This is a genomic window from Marinomonas sp. FW-1 (assembly GCF_005222245.1).
In the GTDB taxonomy this organism is placed as follows: domain Bacteria; phylum Pseudomonadota; class Gammaproteobacteria; order Pseudomonadales; family Marinomonadaceae; genus Marinomonas; species Marinomonas alcarazii.
The window spans coordinates 3,535,001-3,552,726 of the sequence record NZ_CP025987.1 but is presented as its reverse complement, the minus strand read 5'-3'; the positions used below and the strand labels follow the sequence as shown (position 1 = coordinate 3,552,726).

General features: G+C 44.9%; 15 protein-coding genes (1 of these 15 cut by a window edge). 7 read left to right on the top strand and 8 right to left on the bottom strand.

Annotation, left to right across the window (positions count from 1 at the left end):
• Nucleotides 1–2: 2 nt before the first annotated feature.
• The 5 genes from folK to dksA all read right to left on the bottom strand — a co-directional run bounded on the left by folK (nucleotide 3) and on the right by dksA (nucleotide 5,379).
• Nucleotides 3–485, bottom strand: coding sequence for a 2-amino-4-hydroxy-6-hydroxymethyldihydropteridine diphosphokinase (gene folK / locus C1X04_RS16500; RefSeq protein ID WP_217495032.1), 483 nt, complete (start codon nucleotides 483–485; stop codon nucleotides 3–5).
• Nucleotides 486–499: 14 nt separating this feature from the next.
• A complete protein-coding gene (pcnB, locus tag C1X04_RS16495) occupies nucleotides 500–1,960 on the bottom strand; it encodes a polynucleotide adenylyltransferase PcnB (RefSeq protein ID WP_137170521.1) in 1,461 nt (486 codons plus the stop codon).
• A 562-nt stretch (nucleotides 1,961–2,522) separates the two neighbouring features.
• Nucleotides 2,523–3,905, bottom strand: a complete 1,383-nt coding sequence (locus C1X04_RS16490) for a sigma-54 dependent transcriptional regulator (protein WP_137170520.1) — start codon at nucleotides 3,903–3,905, stop codon at nucleotides 2,523–2,525.
• Between the two features lie 126 nt (nucleotides 3,906–4,031).
• A complete protein-coding gene (gene gluQRS / locus C1X04_RS16485; RefSeq protein WP_254682286.1) occupies nucleotides 4,032–4,934 on the bottom strand; it encodes a tRNA glutamyl-Q(34) synthetase GluQRS in 903 nt (300 codons plus the stop codon).
• A gap of 4 nt (nucleotides 4,935–4,938) precedes the next feature.
• Nucleotides 4,939–5,379, bottom strand: a complete 441-nt coding sequence (gene dksA / locus C1X04_RS16480; RefSeq protein ID WP_217494978.1) for an RNA polymerase-binding protein DksA — start codon at nucleotides 5,377–5,379, stop codon at nucleotides 4,939–4,941.
• A gap of 163 nt (nucleotides 5,380–5,542) precedes the next feature.
• On the opposite strand from dksA, the gene C1X04_RS16475 reads away from it, so the two are divergent.
• Nucleotides 5,543–6,709 (top strand): aminotransferase class I/II-fold pyridoxal phosphate-dependent enzyme, encoded by a 1,167-nt coding sequence (locus C1X04_RS16475; protein ID WP_137170519.1) that lies wholly within the window; start codon nucleotides 5,543–5,545, stop codon nucleotides 6,707–6,709.
• 42 nt (nucleotides 6,710–6,751) lie between these two features.
• Here the strand turns inward: C1X04_RS16475 and lptG are convergent, their stop codons facing one another.
• Together lptG and lptF are read right to left on the bottom strand one after the other, a co-directional pair.
• Nucleotides 6,752–7,813, bottom strand: a complete 1,062-nt coding sequence (gene lptG / locus C1X04_RS16470) for an LPS export ABC transporter permease LptG (protein WP_137170518.1) — start codon at nucleotides 7,811–7,813, stop codon at nucleotides 6,752–6,754.
• A 5-nt stretch (nucleotides 7,814–7,818) separates the two neighbouring features.
• Nucleotides 7,819–8,937 carry an LPS export ABC transporter permease LptF gene (gene lptF, locus C1X04_RS16465; protein ID WP_110576757.1) on the bottom strand — a complete coding sequence of 373 codons (1,119 nt, stop codon included), beginning with the start codon at nucleotides 8,935–8,937 and terminating at the stop codon, nucleotides 7,819–7,821.
• Nucleotides 8,938–9,057: 120 nt separating this feature from the next.
• Between lptF and C1X04_RS16460 the strand changes: the two genes are divergently transcribed.
• From C1X04_RS16460 to C1X04_RS16445, 4 genes are all read left to right on the top strand, one after another.
• Nucleotides 9,058–10,521 (top strand): leucyl aminopeptidase, encoded by a 1,464-nt coding sequence (locus C1X04_RS16460; RefSeq protein ID WP_137170517.1) that lies wholly within the window; start codon nucleotides 9,058–9,060, stop codon nucleotides 10,519–10,521.
• Nucleotides 10,522–10,791: 270 nt separating this feature from the next.
• The gene (locus C1X04_RS16455; protein ID WP_137170516.1) at nucleotides 10,792–11,181 is read left to right on the top strand and encodes a hypothetical protein; all 390 of its coding nucleotides are present in this window, start codon (nucleotides 10,792–10,794) and stop codon (nucleotides 11,179–11,181) included.
• A gap of 136 nt (nucleotides 11,182–11,317) precedes the next feature.
• Nucleotides 11,318–14,101, top strand: a complete 2,784-nt coding sequence (locus C1X04_RS16450; protein WP_137170515.1) for a valine--tRNA ligase — start codon at nucleotides 11,318–11,320, stop codon at nucleotides 14,099–14,101.
• Nucleotides 14,102–14,194: 93 nt separating this feature from the next.
• A complete protein-coding gene (locus tag C1X04_RS16445) occupies nucleotides 14,195–14,452 on the top strand; it encodes a cold-shock protein (protein ID WP_110576753.1) in 258 nt (85 codons plus the stop codon).
• Between the two features lies 1 nt (nucleotide 14,453).
• On the opposite strand, the gene C1X04_RS16440 is transcribed toward C1X04_RS16445, so the two are convergent.
• On the bottom strand, nucleotides 14,454–14,876 hold the full coding sequence (locus C1X04_RS16440) for a CBS domain-containing protein (RefSeq protein WP_110576752.1): 423 nt from the start codon (nucleotides 14,874–14,876) through the stop codon (nucleotides 14,454–14,456).
• A gap of 111 nt (nucleotides 14,877–14,987) precedes the next feature.
• Between C1X04_RS16440 and tadA the strand changes: the two genes are divergently transcribed.
• Both tadA and purL read left to right on the top strand, forming a co-directional pair.
• On the top strand, nucleotides 14,988–15,476 hold the full coding sequence (gene tadA / locus C1X04_RS16435) for a tRNA adenosine(34) deaminase TadA (protein WP_110576751.1): 489 nt from the start codon (nucleotides 14,988–14,990) through the stop codon (nucleotides 15,474–15,476).
• A 117-nt stretch (nucleotides 15,477–15,593) separates the two neighbouring features.
• Nucleotides 15,594–17,726, top strand: partial view of a phosphoribosylformylglycinamidine synthase gene (gene purL / locus C1X04_RS16430; protein ID WP_137170514.1) — the 5' portion only. 1,767 nt of this gene lie beyond the right edge of the window; only the first 2,133 of its 3,900 coding nucleotides appear in the window; the start codon lies at nucleotides 15,594–15,596; the stop codon falls past the right edge of the window.

Below are 17,726 nucleotides of genomic sequence, written 5' to 3'. Positions count from 1 at the left end.
GTTTATTCTTCTTTGATAAAAACCAAATCGCTGGTATCAAGTTGGTGTAGCTGCTCTGTAACGGTTTTGCCATTTTCTAAGAGCATATCGGGCGCTAGGTCGCTAAGCGGCTTTATCACAAACCCTCGTTCTAGCATAAAGGGGTGTGGCACGTTTAGTCTTGGTAATTGTATTTTTTCTTGTCCGTACAATAGCAGATCTAGATCTAGGGTGCGCGGTCCCCAATGACGTTCTCTGACTCGACGTTGTGCTTGTTCAATGCTTTGTAATAGGTCAAGTAGGGCGATAGGGGATAGATCGGTGTCGAATGAGGCGACAGCGTTGATGTAGTCTGGCTGGTCTTGTGGGCCAACAGGTTTGCTGCCATAAATAGAAGAAACACGAAAATTTTTTAAATCGTCGTGTTTCTTTAATGTATCAATAGCGCAATCTATCTGCGCTATTGGGTTTTCCAGATTACTGCCAAGGCCAATATAAGCGTGTATCAAGGCGTATCCTCTTACTCGTCAAAAGTGTCGCTTTGTGATTTTGCTGTTTCGGATGTGTTGCTATTACTCTTTCTACGACGACGTGGACGGCGCTTTTTCGGACCTTCTTTGTCTTTGCTAAATGAGTCAATGCTTTTAATAAGATCTCTCTGTTGGCTTTCTGTGCCATGCTGGAATTTCTCCCACCAATCGCCTAGGCCGTCTAATTCAGTTCCACTTAACTCACGAATAAGTAGAAAGTCGAATGCAGCACGGAAACGAGGGTGCTCTAGCAATAAAAACGCTCGTTTACCGTAGCGTTTTGGTAGTCGATATTGCATATCCCAGATTTCACGCATTGGCGTTGAGAAGCGGCGAGGAATAGCTGTAGACGCGACCTGATTGTCTAAGACCATGTTAGCGGCTTGGTGCAGCGCCGGTGTTGCAGGCATGCCTTGCGCTTGGAATTCTTCATGACGTAGCGCTACGCTTGGCCAAAGTAATACGGCATATAAAAAATACGGCGCAGTGGTTTTGCCACTTTGGATACGATCGTCAGTATTTTTTAGGCCTTGCAGAATGAACGCTTCTGGGTCGATGTCGTTACGTTTCCAGCCACTTTGCAGTAATGCTTCTGTGTCTGGGAATAAATAGCGGAATAGACCATATTGACGTAATAGGGCGAAGGTTTCTATGCCGTTACCGCTGCCAAGTAATTTGAGTACTTCTTCAAATAAGCGAGCAGGCGGGATGTGGTCGAGCAGATGGGCCATTTCTTTGATCGGCGCGGCGGTTTCTGCTTCTAGCTCAAAACCCAGTTTGCCCGCAAAGCGAATGGCTCTTAGCATGCGAACAGGGTCTTCTTGGTAGCGTTGTCTTGCGTCACCAATGATACGAATTTGTTTGTTCTCTATGTCTTTTAGGCCTCCACAGTAATCGTGGATACTGAAATCCTGGACATTGTAATACAAGGCATTGAAAGTGAAGTCTCGGCGCTCGGCGTCTTCTTCTATGCTGCCGTAGACATTATCGCGTAACACTATGCCGTGAGCAGAGCGTGCGGAGTCTTTACCTTTCAGGGATTTTTGCGTTGTGCTTGTTGCGGCGTCATTGTCATCTTGAGCTGTGTTGGCTCTGAATGTTGATACCTCAATGATCTCGCGTCCGAATGTCACGTGAACCAGTTTGAAACGACGACCAATCAGTCTCGAATTCGAGAAGGTGCTGTGAACTTCTTCAGGCGTTGCGTTGGTTACAACATCAAAATCTTTGGGTTCAATGCCAATCAAATGGTCTCGGATGCAGCCGCCAACAAGGTATGCGTCAAAGCCCGCTTTATTTAGGCGATACAATACTTTGACAGCATTTGGGCTTAAATCTTGTCGAGATAAGCTGTGCTCGCTGCGAGGAATGATAATAGGGTAAGTCTGCGCCTGTGGTGAGGCAAACAGAGAGGTAGCTTTACGTACCAGAGATTTTAATCCTGTGAGCATTAGACAACAAATTTTAAAGTTAACGAAAAGGGCATTCTACACGTGAAAGTTGTAAAATTACACGAATAATGGTTATGTTTAGATGATTTCAGTGTGTCGTAATTCAGGGGGGAGTTTGTGAAGCGATTAGAATTTACAAGGAGTAAATAAAATAATCGCTTTGGATACATGAAGATACTAGTTCCGAAAACAAAGTGGGTGCTGCTTCTGCAGTTCTACTCAGGTTTTATTTTTATTTTTGCATTGTTTTCATTGCCCGAAGGCTTATATATCTAAAAAAATCAATTATCCAAAGCGATTTTCCATCCATGACCTCAAATTTTTATTTTTATTTGAAGAGGTCACGGTGTTCTTAGCTTTTATTTTTATTTTTAAGAACCTACATACGACGATTAACTTATTTTTATTCTTGGTCAATCTTATTATCGTTGTGTCATATATAAGGCATTAGTTGTGCCAAAAATCATAAAGTGCTGATTTTGCTGCGTTTTAGTGTCTTTCTGTTCATTTTCTTTACAAAGTCTTGCGTATTTTTTGGGTATTTTGGTATCAGGTGTTACTTTTAGTTTGTTACTTTTTTGGGTATGAAAAGTTTTTGTCGTCTTTCCCACAAGCTTTTTCTTGATATGCCCAAAGAGTGTGCAAGTTGTGTTTCGGTCATCTTGTGTTGGTGCGTTAGTACGAAGTGCTTGAAGTAATCATCCAGTGTTGTTCCAGTGAGTGCCTCGGTGCTACTTGCAGCGTCGCTGTTGGTTGTTGATGCTGAGTTTTGCTGAGTGGCAAGCTTCAGGTTACTGGCGTCAATCTTTCCTTTGGGGCTAAGTATTACCGCTCTTTCTATGGCGTTTTCTAGTTCTCGTACATTGCCGGGCCAGTTGTGCGCGCGGATGGCTTTGTCAAACGTTCGGCTGTAGCTGTAGACGGGTTTGTTGTGTTTTTGACAAATTTTTTCCAGTAAACTTTTTGCAAGGATCGAAATGTCCTCTCCTCTTTCTCTCAATGGCGGCAGTAGCAGCTCCATAACGTAGAGACGATAATATAAATCCTCCCGAAATTGCCCTTGCTTGACCATCGCCATCAAGTCTCTGTGAGTGGCTGTGATGAGCCTAATGTTTACTTTAGTGGATTGTGTTGCGCCGACCCTGCGGATTTCGCCTTCTTGTAATACGCGCAATAGCCTAGCTTGAGCTTCTAAGGGGAGCTCGCCTATTTCATCTAGGAACAAGGTGCCTTTATCGGCTGCGAATATTAGGCCGTCATGTGCAGCACTGGCGCCAGTAAAAGCGCCTTTTTCATGCCCAAATAGCTCTGATTCTATTAGGTTTTCGGGGATAGCGGCACAGTTGACGCTGATGATGGGATTCTTGCTGCGCAAACTTAAGTTGTGCAAGGCTTTTGCGACCAGTTCTTTACCTGTACCAGATTCACCTCTTATCAGCACGGTGACATCGGTTCCTGCAATTTTTCTCATATCGCTAAACAAATCTTGCATGGGTTGGCATTGGCCAATTATGCCGCTGCCAGCAGTCCCAAGTGTGAGAGTTTCTTCTATCGGGCTGTCGGTTGAATTGGATGTCGGTACTTCTTCATGGGAAGGAGTGTGATTGTGTTGTTCTAGTGCGTTGACCACATTGTTTAGCAGGGTTTCGGAGTCGGTTGGCAGAGGCAGGTAATAAAGCGCGCCTTTGGACATGCTGCTGACACCCGTGCTGAGACTAGGCTTGGTATCCAAAACAATACGAGGAGGTGTCTCAGGCATGGCAATGCCGGTGTTATCAATGCTCTCTTGATCGATAAGCAGTAAGTGGAATTCGGCTAGCTCATAGTAGCGTGTTGCTTGCTCTAATGTGCTGCTGGTGTTGACCTGAAAACCATATCGAGACAACCACTTTTCTGACTCTTTGAGTGGTGAGTTGTCTGGGCAAATGATCATAATGCTGTGCATAAAGCTGTCACCTCTTGTAACTAGTGTAACGATTATACACACATGAGTTTGTTGGTCGAGACAACTGTCCTGTTGTAAATAACAAACAATCAATAGCATTGTCGAAAAACAATCTAAGGCAGCGTGTTAGATGAAATGAAGGTCTTGCTCTTCCAGAGGGAGGTCTTTTATGCCCTGTAGCTTACTGGGGTCCCAGGCCTCGATCGCCAGCGAAAGCGCTTCGGTGATCGAGGTGGGTGAGATTAGATCTATTTTTAGATAATGAAGTGCACGCAAGAGAGTTGGGAGATGATTGTTCTCTATGGGTTTGGCGTGATTTTGCTTGCTGATCTTATCGCCTTGGTGGTTGGTAATAAGAGGGATGTGGCAAAGGTTTGGTGCTGTCCAGCCTAATAAGTGATAAAGGTGCAATTGCTGTGCGGTAGTTTCAATGAGGTCGGCGCCTCTGACTAAGTGGCTGATGTTTTGTAAGTGGTCATCTACCACAACGGCGAGTTGGTAAGAGAAGAAGCCGTCTTTTCTTTTTAATACTGGGCAGTTATTTTTTAGATCGTCGCTGAAAACCAATCGACCCTGAATGCGGTCTTGATATTCATAGATGACGGGGCTTGTTTGTAGGCGCCACGAATGGGGTTTGTCTAAGTTGCTTTGGCATTTGTTTGGGTGGCTGCCGTTGTGTTTAGCAAGCGACTGGCGTGTGCAATTACAGGGGAAAACGATCTGTTGTTGTTTGAGTTTAGATAATTGCTGTTCGTATAGATTGTGATGCTGGCTTTGAACGCGGATAGGTTCGTCGGAGTGAAGCCCGTAGCTGTTAAGCGTGTCGATGATTTGTTCTGAAAAACGCGCATTGCAACGTGTACCATCCACATCTTCTATGCGGATAATCCAGCTGCCTTGCTGTTGTTTTGCATCCAAATAGCTCGCTAATGCGCTGACTAGCGAGCCAAAGTGGAGAGGGCCGGTTGGCGATGGCGCAAAGCGGCCACGATAGGGTGTCGCGGAAGAGCTAACGTGGTTTGACAGCAAGCTGTTAACCGCCGATTTGCTTCTCTTTGATTTCAGCCAATGTTTTGCAATCAATGCACATGGTTGCTGTAGGGCGAGCTTCTAGACGGCGAATGCCGATTTCGATACCGCACTCTTCACAGTAGCCATAATCATCCGCATCGATTAGCTCAATGGTCTGAGAGATTTTTTTAACCAGTTTACGTTCGCGATCACGAGCGCGAAGTTCTAGGCTAAATTCTTCCTCTTGGCTAGCGCGATCGTTAGGATCCGCGTAATTCACCGCTTCTTCTTTTAAGTGATGAACGGTACGATCAACCTCTTCCATAAGATTTTGCTTCCAGTTGAGTAGAATGCTTTTAAAGTGCGCCAACTGGTTTTCGTTCATGTATTCTTCGCCATCCTTAGCAACGTAAGGAGTGAAGTCTTTCATTAATGATTCAGGGTTCATATTTGGCATACGCATTGCCTCACTTCGCAGGTTCCCATTGTGGTAGCCTGTAACCAATAAAATTAGGTGATTTATTTTCGGGCGGAAACTTACCAGATAATGTGGTCGTTAACCACATTTTTTGCGCAAAATGCCGCGATATTTTTCAAACAAGCTGATAAAGGCAGAGAAATACAGAATGAAACAGCATAAGTTAGCAACCAGAGTGGGGCAGATTGCGCCTTTTCAAGTGATGATGGTTTTGGAGCGTGCAAAGCAGTTGCAATCTCAGGGAGAAGACGTGATTCATCTTGAGGTTGGAGAGCCTGATTTTGTTGCGGTGGATGCCGTTGCTAATGCTGGCATGGAGGCGATTCAACAAGGAAAAACGGGTTATACCTCAGCAACTGGCTTGCCTGAATTGAAGCGCGCGATTAGTGATTACTATCTTAGTCGTTATCAAGTCGGTGTCTCTCCAGAGCGCATTATTGTGACTCCTGGGGCGTCTGGCGCTTTGTTGCTAATGGCGTCCTTAATGGTGAATGCGGGTGATGAAGTTCTGATGCCTGACCCTTGCTACCCTTGTAATCGACACTTTCTTATTCAAGCAGGCGCACAGGCAAAATTACTGGAAACAAAACCTGAAGACGGCTTTGAGTTAGATTTGAGCACTTTGGCCGCGCATTGGGGGGATAAAACATCGGGTCTTTGGTTGGCCTCTCCGTCCAATCCTACAGGAGCGGTGCTTAACAAGTCATATGTAACCGAAGCGTGGCAGAAAGTGAGTGAGTTAGGCGGGCATTTGCTCGTGGACGAGATTTATCAAGGTCTGGTTTATGAAGGGGAAGACTTTTCAGCTTTATCTATTTCAGACGACATTTTTGTGGTTAATAGCTTTTCTAAATATTTCGCTATGACTGGCTGGAGGCTTGGCTGGTTGGTGGTGCCAGAATGGGCGATCGAAGGGGTGACTAAGTTAGCGCAAAACATATTCATCGCCGCGCCAAGTGTTTCTCAGCATGCTGCGGTTCGTGCTTTCGAAGCCGATGTGTTGGCGGAGTGCGAAGCGCGTCGACAAACGTTAGATGCGCGTCGGCTTGTATTGCTCGACGGCTTGGAGTCGATTGGTTTACCCATAGTGGCTCCTGCTCATGGGGCATTTTATGTTTATGTCGATGTGTCTGGTGTGACTGAAGATGCTATGGCGTGGTGTTTAGAATTGCTTGAAAAAGAGAAGGTGGCGCTAACACCGGGAGCGGATTTTGGTATCAAGGATGCTCACAAATATGTTCGTTTTGCTTATACATGTGATGAACATAGGCTGAAAGAAGCATTGGTAAGAATTGCGCGTTTCATGGCGTCTTGAGTGAGCCATGTAAGTAATATCTAGCAAGAATAAGACGCAGAGCTAGCCTCTGCGTCTTATTAAGATGATACCTGCTAACAAACAGATAATGATCGGAATGCTCACGCCAATGACCGGCGGGAAGTTAACCGCTACGCTCATGCGGCCAAAAAGGTTGAGCGCATTTTGAAACGCCAAACCAATAATAACCCCAGTAAAAATACGGCTGCCCATAGTTGAAGACCTGAGCGGGCCAAAAACGCTGGAGAGTGCCACTAATACTAATGCCAACGAAGCGACAGGGCGCAATGCGGTAATCCAAAACTCTAGCTCGTAACGAGCGCTGTCTAATTTTTGTTCTTTCAAATACGACTGATAGTTTTGAAGCTGACTTAATGACAGGCTATCTGGTTCTTGAGTTGCGAGAAATAAGTGTTCTGGAGTAATGCTTACATCCCAGTTGGCTCGATCCATGTTGATCTTTTCAATACGGTCTTCATGAAAGCGTGTTTCTGTGACGTTATTGAGTTGCCATTGTGTGCCTTGTACGTGTTCTGCTGTGCTGGCAGTTCGGATGTACTTTAGCTTTTGTCCTTCTGGAGAAAAGATTTGCAGGTTATAAAGTTTACCTGTGTCATCGGCAGCATCGATGTAGACAAAGTTATTGTCGGCTTTTAGCCAAACGCCACCAGTAAGCGAGAACGTACCGCTTTCTTGATCTTTAAATTTTTCTATTAGAGTGGCTTTTTGTTCGGCGATAGGAGAAACGAATTCAGAAATCCCCATGCCTAACAATGAAACCAATAAGATAGGTTGGCAGGCGGCGAAGCCAATGCGCCATATGGGCATGCCTGCGGCTCTCATTACTGTGAGCTCTGATGTGGCAGCCAATGTCCCTAATCCCATTAATGTACCAATTAATGAGGCGATGGGAATGTATTCGGCGAGTTTGCCTGGTAAGCGATAAAGAATGACCTGTAACAGTGATTGGATGGTGTAATTGTCGTTTACTTTTTTGATTTGCTCTATAAAGGTCAACGCAAAGTCGAGACCAAGCAACACAACCGCGACGATCAAAAATGCCCACAAAACACTGTTGCCGATGTATCTGTCTATTCTAGTCATTATCGTTACTCGCTTTCATCGGCTGCATCGGGAAGTCTTGCTTTGCGGCGCTCGAATACTTGATTGAACTGTGCGAACAGCAGAGCAGCAATGAGAATAAATATGCCATGAATCCACCATAAGCCGAGTGAGATAGGTAACTTACCTTTTTCCAGTCCGGTGCGTCCCCAAATCAGCAGTGCCATATACAATATCATTAATAAGATCGCAGGTAGCATTTTGAAAAAACGCCCTTGTCTGGGATTAACTTGGCTTAGAGATAAGCCAATGATCGCTAATATCGGGATGATAATGGTCAGTGAAATACGCCATTGTAGCTCGACTTTATCTAATAATGTGTCGCTGTTAATGAGGCTTAATGTTGTTTTGGTGAAGGCCTCATCTATTTCGCTTTGGGCTGTGTTTTCCATTCGTACAGCGTAGGTGTCAAACTGGGTGACGCGATAATTGGCTGTACCTGGTTTGCCCTCATAGCGGGAGCCATTTTTGAAAACAAGGTATTTTTGATTGTTTTCTGAGCTTACGTTTATTTGTTCGGCGTAGTCAGCTAGCGTTTGAATAGGAATGTTGCCGTCTTTTTTTCGCACTATATCGGATAGGAATATCTGGTTCATCCAGCCTTCATCAGGAGTGAAACTGTCTATGTAAGTAGTGCGTTGCCCGCTGCCTTCAAACCGCCCCGGGAGAAGTAGGTCAAAAGAAGAAAGTTGATTTTGTGCTTGTGATGCTTCTTCGGCTTTGTATTCACTATAAGGCGCTAACCAGAAATTGAGTCCGGCACTTAGAGAGCCAATAATGCAGGCAATACCTAGTGTGTAGCCTGCCAATTTTATTTTGCTGATGCCACTCGAAAAAAGTACTGACATTTCGTTCTCTATATATAAGCGCCCGAAAGCAAGTAATAGAGACAGGAAAAAAGCCAGAGGCAAAATCATTTGAATGAAGCTAGGAACGTGGAATCCTAGAATGACGAATAGGAATTCGAAGGTCATTTTACCTTCAGCGATGCGACCCAAATAATAAGAAAAACGGCCACTTAGAATGACGAGCAGTAAAATTAGCGTCACGCCTGCTGTTGACACCAGCACTTCTTTCGCTAAGTATTTGAATAGTCTCAAAGTCACCTCTGGATGAATCTTGCTTTCTAAGCGTAGAGTTGATTACACATCTAAAGCCCCCATTATCTCGTGGTAAGAAGGACATTATCCAGTTTTTTTTAAAAGTTATTTTTTGAGGGTTTTTTCATGAATATGGCGTTATTTGATCGCTTGTCTACAGTACAAGCTGATTTGCTCGTGGCTTTTGTGCCGAGTGAAGGAGATTTTTCAGAGTCGACCGCGTGGGTTGACGAAAATGCTAATGGGCAGATTTCTCAATTGCGTGAAACGGGTGTTTTTAAAGCGGGTCTAGCGCAGACTTTGTTGTTACCTGGCGTGTCGCAAGAATTTGCTCAAGCTGTCTTGTTGGTTGGTATTGGTAAAGATGCTGAGCTGAGTGATATGCAAGCTCGCAAAGTTGTTGCCGCTGTTGCAGCACAAATCAAAGGCTTGCCTTTTGCATCGGTTGCTGTGGCAAGTGCAGGGCTTGTATTGAAAAAACGTTCTCAAGCGGATGTGCTTGCGTTAGTGGCTCAATGGCTGAATGAAGGTTTTTATAACTTCCTTGGTTTCAAAAAAGACGATGCTGAAAAAGCGACAAAAGTGACCTCTTTGTTGTTAGAGGGTACAGATGAAGCGGCATTGGCAATTGGTACCGCAACGGCGAAAGGTTCTGCCTTTGCTCGCCAATTAGGAAACCTTCCTGGTAACGTTTGTACGCCAAGCTACTTGGCGTCAAAAGCGCAGCAGCTAGGTGAAGAGTACAGCATTGGTGTTGAGCTACTGGACGAAAGTAAAATGGATGAGCTAGGCATGCACTGCTTGTTGTCCGTGGGTCATGGTAGTGATCAGCCAAGTTATTTGATCGTAATGAACTACCGCGGTGGAGCAGAGGAGGAAGCGCCTCATGTTCTTCTAGGTAAAGGCATCACCTTTGATACAGGTGGTATTTCTTTGAAACCTGGTCCGAAAATGGACGAGATGAAATACGACATGTGTGGTGCGGCTAGTGTTTTCGGTACGATGAAAGCAATTTGTGAGCTGAAGCCAAAACTAAACTTTACTGCTGTTATTGCCGCTGCGGAAAACATGCCAAGTGGCCGTGCGACGAAACCAGGCGATATCGTGAAGACTATGTCTGGTCAAACAGTAGAAGTTCTGAATACTGATGCGGAAGGTCGCTTGGTATTGTGTGATGCGTTGACTTACATTGAACGCTTTAAGCCTAAGTCCGTTGTGGATATTGCGACTTTGACAGGTGCTTGCGTGGTTGCCTTAGGTAGCGTTAATTCTGGTATGTACGCCAACAACGATGACATCGCCTCTGAACTAAAAGCAGCGAGCCAGACTTCAGCAGATAAACTGTGGCAAATGCCTTTGGACGAAGAGTATCAGCAGCAGCTTGATAGTAACTTCGCTGACATCGCTAATATTGGTGGCCCTGAAGCAGGTTCAGTGACAGCGGCGTGTTTCTTGTCTCGCTTCACTGGCTCTTACCCTTGGGCGCATCTAGATATCGCAGGCACAGCGTGGACTGGTGGTGCGACGAAAGGCGCAAGTGGTCGTCCAGTTGCCTTGTTGACTCGCTACTTATTAAATAAAGCGTCCTAACGTACTTTATTAAAAGATTAGAGTGTTCTGCAAAATGTAAAAGCAGTGACAATGATTTTGTCACTGCTTTTTTATTGTCTTTTTCTTAGAAAGGTTAATCCGATCAAGGTGTTATTTTTTCTGTTACAAGAATAGAGCACAACCCATTGCGCCTGAGGGTGGACTTTTGCTTTTGTCAGTGCGAAAGTTGACGGCTATGAAGAGCGATAGATCAACGGGCTCGATCCGGTTGATTTGTCATATGTTGTGTTTTTACCGTTGGTTTTTCCTATGTCAGATTTAGCTACTCAGCATGATGATGGTGTTTTCGAACCAGATGAAGAAACATTAATATCGGCTTTGCGCAATCAAGACGACATTCCTATTTTGATGGATGTTGTTGAAGAGCAATTGACTGCTTCAGTCAGTCAGGAAATGCATATTTCTCAGTCTTTTGATGATCCTAGTTCAATTGACGGCTTGTCACAGCCTGAAGAGGCGCTTGGACCTGCTGAAGAAACCGCAGCAAAAGAAGAGGGGGTTACTGCCGAGCCTTCAAAAGAATTAATAGCCAAGGCCATTGCTGATGTGTTGGCAAAACGTTTGCCAGAATTGGTGGAAGAAGTGATGCAGACATTGCAGACAGCGTCCACCTCACACGAATCCGATGGAAAAGAATAACAAAAACACTTTTATTCAGCAGGCTGTTGCCTGATGAAGACCTTAATTGTTCGTGTGTTATTCTTTATCTTGCTATGACACGTTATAATTCTCCCAATTACAATTTACCGCTACATAAGAGCTTTAAGACACCAAAATGGAAAAGACCTACCAACCTCAGAGTATCGAACAACCTATTTATCAACGTTGGGAAGAGAGCGGCTATTTTGCTCCTCAAGGCAACGGTTCTCCATTTTCTATCATGATTCCACCGCCAAACGTCACCGGTAGTTTGCACATGGGGCATGCGTTTCAGCATACCTTAATGGACGCAATGATCCGTCGTGAGCGTATGAAGGGCAGTCGCACATTATGGCAGCCGGGTTCTGACCACGCTGGTATCGCAACGCAAATGGTTGTTGAACGCCAACTGGCGGCTCAGAACGTTACACGTCATGAACTTGGGCGTGAAAAATTCCTTGAGAAAGTGTGGGAGTGGAAAGACCAGTCCGGCGGCACTATTTCTGACCAAATGCGCGTTTTGGGTGATTCAGTTGCTTGGGACAAAGAACGCTTCACAATGGACCCTGGCATGTCTGCTGCGGTTCAGGAAGTGTTTGTTCGCTTGTTTGATGAAGGCATTATTTACCGTGGCCAGCGCCTAGTAAACTGGGATCCAGTTTTGCACACTGCCATTTCTGATCTTGAAGTGGTTTCTGAAGAAGAAAATGGCTTCATGTGGTATTTCCGTTACCCATTGGCCGATGGCGTGAAAACTGCGGATGGCAAAGATTACATTGTAGTGGCAACAACACGTCCTGAGACTATGTTTGGTGATGCAGCGGTTGCGGTTGCATTGGATGACGAGCGTTTTACTGATCTTGTTGGCAAGTTTGTTGAATTGCCATTGGTGGGTCGTCGTATTCCTATCGTTGCGGACGAATATGTAGACAAAGAATTTGGTACAGGGTGTGTGAAAATCACCCCAGCTCATGATTTCAATGACTATGAAGTGGGCAAACGCCACGATATGCCATTGATCAATATTTTCAACGATGATGCGGCAATCAATGATACGGCGCCGGAGAAATACCGTGGCATGGATCGTTTTGATGCACGTAAAGCGGTTGTCGCTGATTTCGACGCTCTTGGTTTGCTTGAAAAAGTGGTCGATCATAAATTAAAAGTACCACGTGGTGAGCGTGGTAATACGGTTATTGAGCCTTACCTAACTCAGCAGTGGTATGTAGCGGTTGAGTCATTGGCTAAGCCTGCAATTGAAGCGGTTGAGAATGGCGATATCCAATTTGTACCTAAGCAATGGGAAAATACTTACTTTGCTTGGATGCGTGATCTTCAAGACTGGTGTATTTCTCGTCAATTGTGGTGGGGGCATCAAATTCCAGCTTGGTACGATGCCGACGGTAAACACTATGTTGGTAAGAGCGAAGAAGAGGTTCGTGCAAAATACAGTCTAGCGGCTGATGTTGAGCTGACTCAAGACGAAGACGTGCTTGATACTTGGTTCTCTTCTGCACTATGGACATTTGCAACCCAAGGTTGGCCAGAAGAAACACAAGACTTTAAAGACTTTAGTGAATCCGATGTTCTGGTAACTGGCTTTGATATTATCTTCTTCTGGGTTGCCAGAATGATCATGATGACGTTGAAGTTTACCAATAAAGTGCCTTTCAAAACCGTCTACATCACTGGTCTTATTCGTGATGAGCGCGGCGATAAAATGTCAAAATCCAAGGGTAATGTTATCGATCCATTGGATTTGATCAATGGTATTGATATCGAATCTTTGGTGGCGAAACGCACTTACGGCATGATGCAGCCTCGCTTGGCTGAAAAGGTCGAGAAGAATACTCGCGAAACTTACCCAGAGGGTATTCAGGCTTATGGTACTGATGCTCTTCGCTTTACCTTGTGTTCATTGGCATCTGGTGGTCGTGATATTAAGTTCGATCTTAATCGTCTGGAAGGTTATCGTAACTTCTGTAATAAGATTTGGAATGCAACTCGATATGTGTTGATGAACACAGAAGATCAAGATTGCGGCCAAAGTGGTGCAGAGGTTGAATTATCCCTTGCTGACAAATGGATTATTTCGCGTTTGCAACATGCAGAAGAAGCCGTAAACCGCGCTTTTGATACGCATCGCTTTGATTTGGCATCCCAAGCATTGTATGAATTCATGTGGCACGAGTACTGTGATTGGTATTTGGAGCTTTCTAAGCCTGTGCTTTGGGACGAAAACGCTACGCCTGCGCAATTAATGGGTACTCGTCGTACTTTGGTGCGTGTGTTGGAAGCTTTCTTGCGTCTTGCTCATCCAATGATGCCGTTCTTAACAGAAGAAATTTGGCAGCGCGTAGCGCCACTAGCGGGTGTGGAAGGTGACACTGTGATGTTGGGTGAATACCCAATGGCTAATGAGGCGAAAAAAGACGCGCAAGCAGAAGCAGACGTAGAGTGGCTAAAAGGTGTTATTGAAGGCATTCGTAATATCCGTGGCGAAATGAACATCTCTCCTTCTAAGCCGCTGACTATTTTGTTCCGTAATGGCTCTGAACAAGATAAAGCGCGCCTAGAGGCTAACTTAACCTTCTTGCAAACCTTGGCTAAGTTAGAGTCTGTGACTTGGTTGAATGCGGGTGATGAAGCGCCAATGTCTGCAACCGCATTGGTTGGTGATATGGAAGTGCTTGTGCCAATGGCGGGTTTGATTGACAAAGAAGCTGAGTTAGCGCGTTTGCAAAAAGAAATCGACAAAGCAACCAAAGATTTGCAGCGTATACAGGGTAAACTTTCTAACGACAGCTTTGTGGCGAAAGCGCCTGTTGAGGTGGTTGAGAAAGAGCGCGCTAAATGCGATGACCTGCAATTAGCAGTCAGCAAATTAGAAGAGCAAAAAATCAGTATTGAGTCGTTGTAACGGCTTTTTGATCATTAGATAAGAGGGCGGGAACCCAGTTTGGGTTTCTGTCCTTGCGCTTACTTAATAAAAATAAAAAAGAGGCGAATTTATATGGAAAGATTAACTGGAAAAGTTAAGTGGTTTAATGACGCCAAAGGCGTAGGCTTTATTAAAAGAGAAGAAGACAGTGATGTCTTTGTTCACTATAAGTCTATTGTCTGTGACGGTCACAAAACCCTTAGAAAAGGACAGCCTGTTAATTTCATATTGTCTTCAACTGACTTCGGTTTGCAGGCCGTGGATGTTCAAGTAGAGAAAGAGGTGCGTTCAGCAGCCTCTGGCTCTAATAAACAACTTGAAAGTGCTTAACTTAGGCTGATTCTTGCAGCATTTTATGTGCGAGTTTCACAAAGTCGACTGGCGTTAAAATCCCCACTAGCTTGTTATTTTGAGTAACGGGTAGGCTGCCATATTTGTTTTCAATAAAAAACTCTGCGGCTATGTCTAAATCTGTCTCGGGGCTGACGGTGAGTATGTCTTTGTTCATTGCATTGGCAATGGGCGTTTGCTGCTCTTTCTTGGAAATTTGTTGGGTGCCAAACTGACTAACAAGATGAAAAGCGTGACGTAAATATTCTCGTTGCGTTAACATGCCAACGCATTCTCCTTCATCGTTCACGATGGGGATGTTGCGAATGTTTTTTTCCTGCATTAATGCTTTGGCTTTCGCTAAAGAATCATTTTCTCTCAAGGTAACTAAATCGGTAATCATTAGATCTGCCACAGTACGCATGAATGAATCTCCTTGTGTCTATTTACGCGTTAAAATTCAGTTTAGAGCGGATTATGTATGAAAGGCAATCATGTATTTAAAGCAATATTGTCGTTTTGAGGTGGATCAATAATGAACGATCAAGAATGGATGGAGCATGCGATTGCTCTAGCTGCGAAAGCGGCGTCGGAAAATGAGATTCCTGTTGGTGCGATAGTAGTACTGAATGATGAGATTATCGGTGAAGGCTACAATGCGCCAATTTCTCTTTGTGACCCAACTGCCCATGCAGAAATCCAAGCCATTCGAAACGCGTGTAAAACGATGAATAATTACCGGCTTCCTGGTGCGGCTTTATATGTAACACTGGAGCCTTGTTCAATGTGTGCCGGTGCTATGGTGCATGCGCGTATCGATCGAGTCGTTTATGCTGCGACAGAGCCAAAAAGTGGCATTGTTGAAAGTCAGGGGCAGTTTTTTGAGGCACCTTTTCTCAATCATAAGGTGAAAGTTGAGTCTGGGGTCTTAGCTGAAATTGCCTCTGCGCAACTAACTCAATTCTTTCAATATCGTCGTGAGCAGAAAAAGAAGCTCAAGGAACAGGCAAAAAAGACGACTTAGCCAATTAATTCCATCATTTTGTGTAGAAATTTCATACTCTGCTAGCCTCTATTTGCCTCATTGATTTAAAATACCCGCACCATTTCCCCAAAACTACCAAGTGAGGCAATACTCGACATGCTAACTCTGCATGGTTCCGCAGCGCTATCGGCGTTTCGCAAGGCAAAGTTATTAGCCAATATGCAAGCATCTATCCCATCTGTTACAGATGTTGATGCTCAATTTCTCCATTTCGTGGAGCTGGTTGATAATCAAACGCTTACTGCTGAGCAGGAAACTGTTCTTCAACGCGCTTTGGCCTACGGTCCTAAATCCTCCCAAGTCAGTTCATCTGATCAAAGTGTTTTAGTTGTTCCTCGTTTAGGAACGATTTCACCTTGGTCATCGAAAGCAACCGATATCCTTCATAACTGTGGCCTTGCGGCCGTATCTCGCGTTGAACGTGGCGTGGAATACTTTATACATAGCTCGGAGCCATTAGCGCTTGAAGAGTTAGACTTGTTGTCAGCTATGTTGCATGACCGCATGACAGAAAGCGTGCTTACGGCATTAAGCGACGCAACTGACATGTTCTCTCATGCTGAGCCTGCGCCAATGACAAGTGTCGATGTGTTAGGTGGCGGCCGAGCAGCCTTGGTTGAGGCAAACCAAACGCTAGGTCTGGCTCTTGCCGATGACGAAATTGATTACCTTGTTGAGTCTTTCATTGAATTGGGTCGTAATCCAATTGATGTTGAGCTAATGATGTTCGCGCAAGCAAACTCAGAACATTGTCGTCATAAAATCTTTAATGCGTCTTGGACAATTGATGGCGAAGAGCAAGAGCGCTCTTTGTTTAAAATGATCAAGAACACACATGAACATAATCCACACGGCACCTTGTCTGCTTATAAAGACAATGCTGCGGTAATGGAAGGTCATTTTGGTGGGCGCTTCTTCCCATCAGCAGAGACTCGTGAATACGATTTTAGCCATGAAAACATCGATATTTTGATGAAGGTTGAAACTCATAACCATCCAACAGCGATCTCACCATTCTCTGGTGCAGCAACAGGATCTGGTGGTGAAATTCGTGACGAAGGCGCAACGGGTGTAGGTTCTAAACCAAAAGCAGGTTTGAGTGGTTACACGGTTTCTGACCTTAAAATTCCTGGCTTTGAACAGCCGTGGGAAAGCTACTACGGCAAGCCATCTCGTATTGTGACGCCTTTGGATATTATGATCGAAGGTCCTATCGGTGGTGCCGCTTTTAACAATGAGTTTGGTCGTCCAAACTTATTGGGTTATTTCCGTACTTATGAGCAAACTATCCAGGGTGCTTCTCAAGAAGAAGTGCGTGGTTATCACAAGCCAATCATGTTGGCGGGCGGTATCGGTAATATTCGTCGTGAGCACGTTGAAAAACAAGAAATCAAAGTGGGTGCTAAGTTAATCGTACTTGGTGGTCCTGCGATGTTGATCGGTCTTGGTGGTGGTGCGGCATCTTCTATGGCGTCTGCCGATGGTAATGAAGACCTTGATTTCGCTTCGGTTCAACGTGGTAATCCAGAAATGGAACGTCGTTGTCAGGAAGTGATTGACCGTTGTTGGCAGCTTGGTGATAAGAACCCAATCAGCTTCATCCACGATGTGGGTGCTGGTGGTTTGTCTAATGCTTTACCTGAACTGGTAAAAGATGGCGAGCGCGGTGGTAACTTTGATCTGCGTAAGGTTCTAAATGACGAGCCTGGCATGTCGCCACTAGAGATTTGGTGTAATGAATCGCAAGAGCGCTATGTCATGGCGGTTTCTCCAGATCGCATTGAAGAGTTTACGGCGATTTGTGAACGTGAGCGTTGCCCTTTTGCCATCGTTGGTGAAGCAAAAGAAGAAATGCATTTGCAAGTGGCGGATGAGCACTTCGATAATAAGCCTGTAGATTTGCCAATGTCGGTTCTATTTGGCAAGCCACCTAAAATGCATCGTGAAGCAACTAAAGCGGTTATTGCTGGTGATGATTTCACTGCTGTTGATGTGGATCTTGCGGACGCAGCGAAGCGTGTTCTTAGTTTGCCAACGGTTGCGAGCAAAAACTTCCTGATCACCATTGGTGACCGTTCAATCACTGGTATGGTTGCCCGTGATCAAATGGTTGGTCCATGGCAGGTACCAGTAGCGGATGTGGCGGTAACAACGTCATCTCTAGAAAGCTACACTGGTGAAGCGATGACCATGGGTGAGCGCACCCCTGTTGCCTTATTGGATGCTCCT

Excerpts from the sequence above, each read along its gene's own strand:
- pcnB (WP_137170521.1), bottom strand. The coding sequence starts at position 1,960 with ATGCTCACAGGATTAAAATCTCTGGTACGTAAAGCTACCTCTCTGTTT.
- C1X04_RS16475 (WP_137170519.1), top strand. The coding sequence starts at position 5,543 with ATGAAACAGCATAAGTTAGCAACCAGAGTGGGGCAGATTGCGCCTTTT.
- C1X04_RS16440 (WP_110576752.1), bottom strand. The coding sequence starts at position 14,876 with ATGCGTACTGTGGCAGATCTAATGATTACCGATTTAGTTACCTTGAGA.
- C1X04_RS16460 (WP_137170517.1), top strand. The coding sequence starts at position 9,058 with ATGAATATGGCGTTATTTGATCGCTTGTCTACAGTACAAGCTGATTTG.
- C1X04_RS16490 (WP_137170520.1), bottom strand. The coding sequence starts at position 3,905 with ATGCACAGCATTATGATCATTTGCCCAGACAACTCACCACTCAAAGAG.
- lptG (WP_137170518.1), bottom strand. The coding sequence starts at position 7,813 with ATGACTAGAATAGACAGATACATCGGCAACAGTGTTTTGTGGGCATTT.
- C1X04_RS16450 (WP_137170515.1), top strand. The coding sequence starts at position 11,318 with ATGGAAAAGACCTACCAACCTCAGAGTATCGAACAACCTATTTATCAA.
- C1X04_RS16455 (WP_137170516.1), top strand. The coding sequence starts at position 10,792 with ATGTCAGATTTAGCTACTCAGCATGATGATGGTGTTTTCGAACCAGAT.
- dksA (WP_217494978.1), bottom strand. The coding sequence starts at position 5,379 with ATGCGTATGCCAAATATGAACCCTGAATCATTAATGAAAGACTTCACT.
- tadA (WP_110576751.1), top strand. The coding sequence starts at position 14,988 with ATGAACGATCAAGAATGGATGGAGCATGCGATTGCTCTAGCTGCGAAA.
- C1X04_RS16445 (WP_110576753.1), top strand. The coding sequence starts at position 14,195 with ATGGAAAGATTAACTGGAAAAGTTAAGTGGTTTAATGACGCCAAAGGC.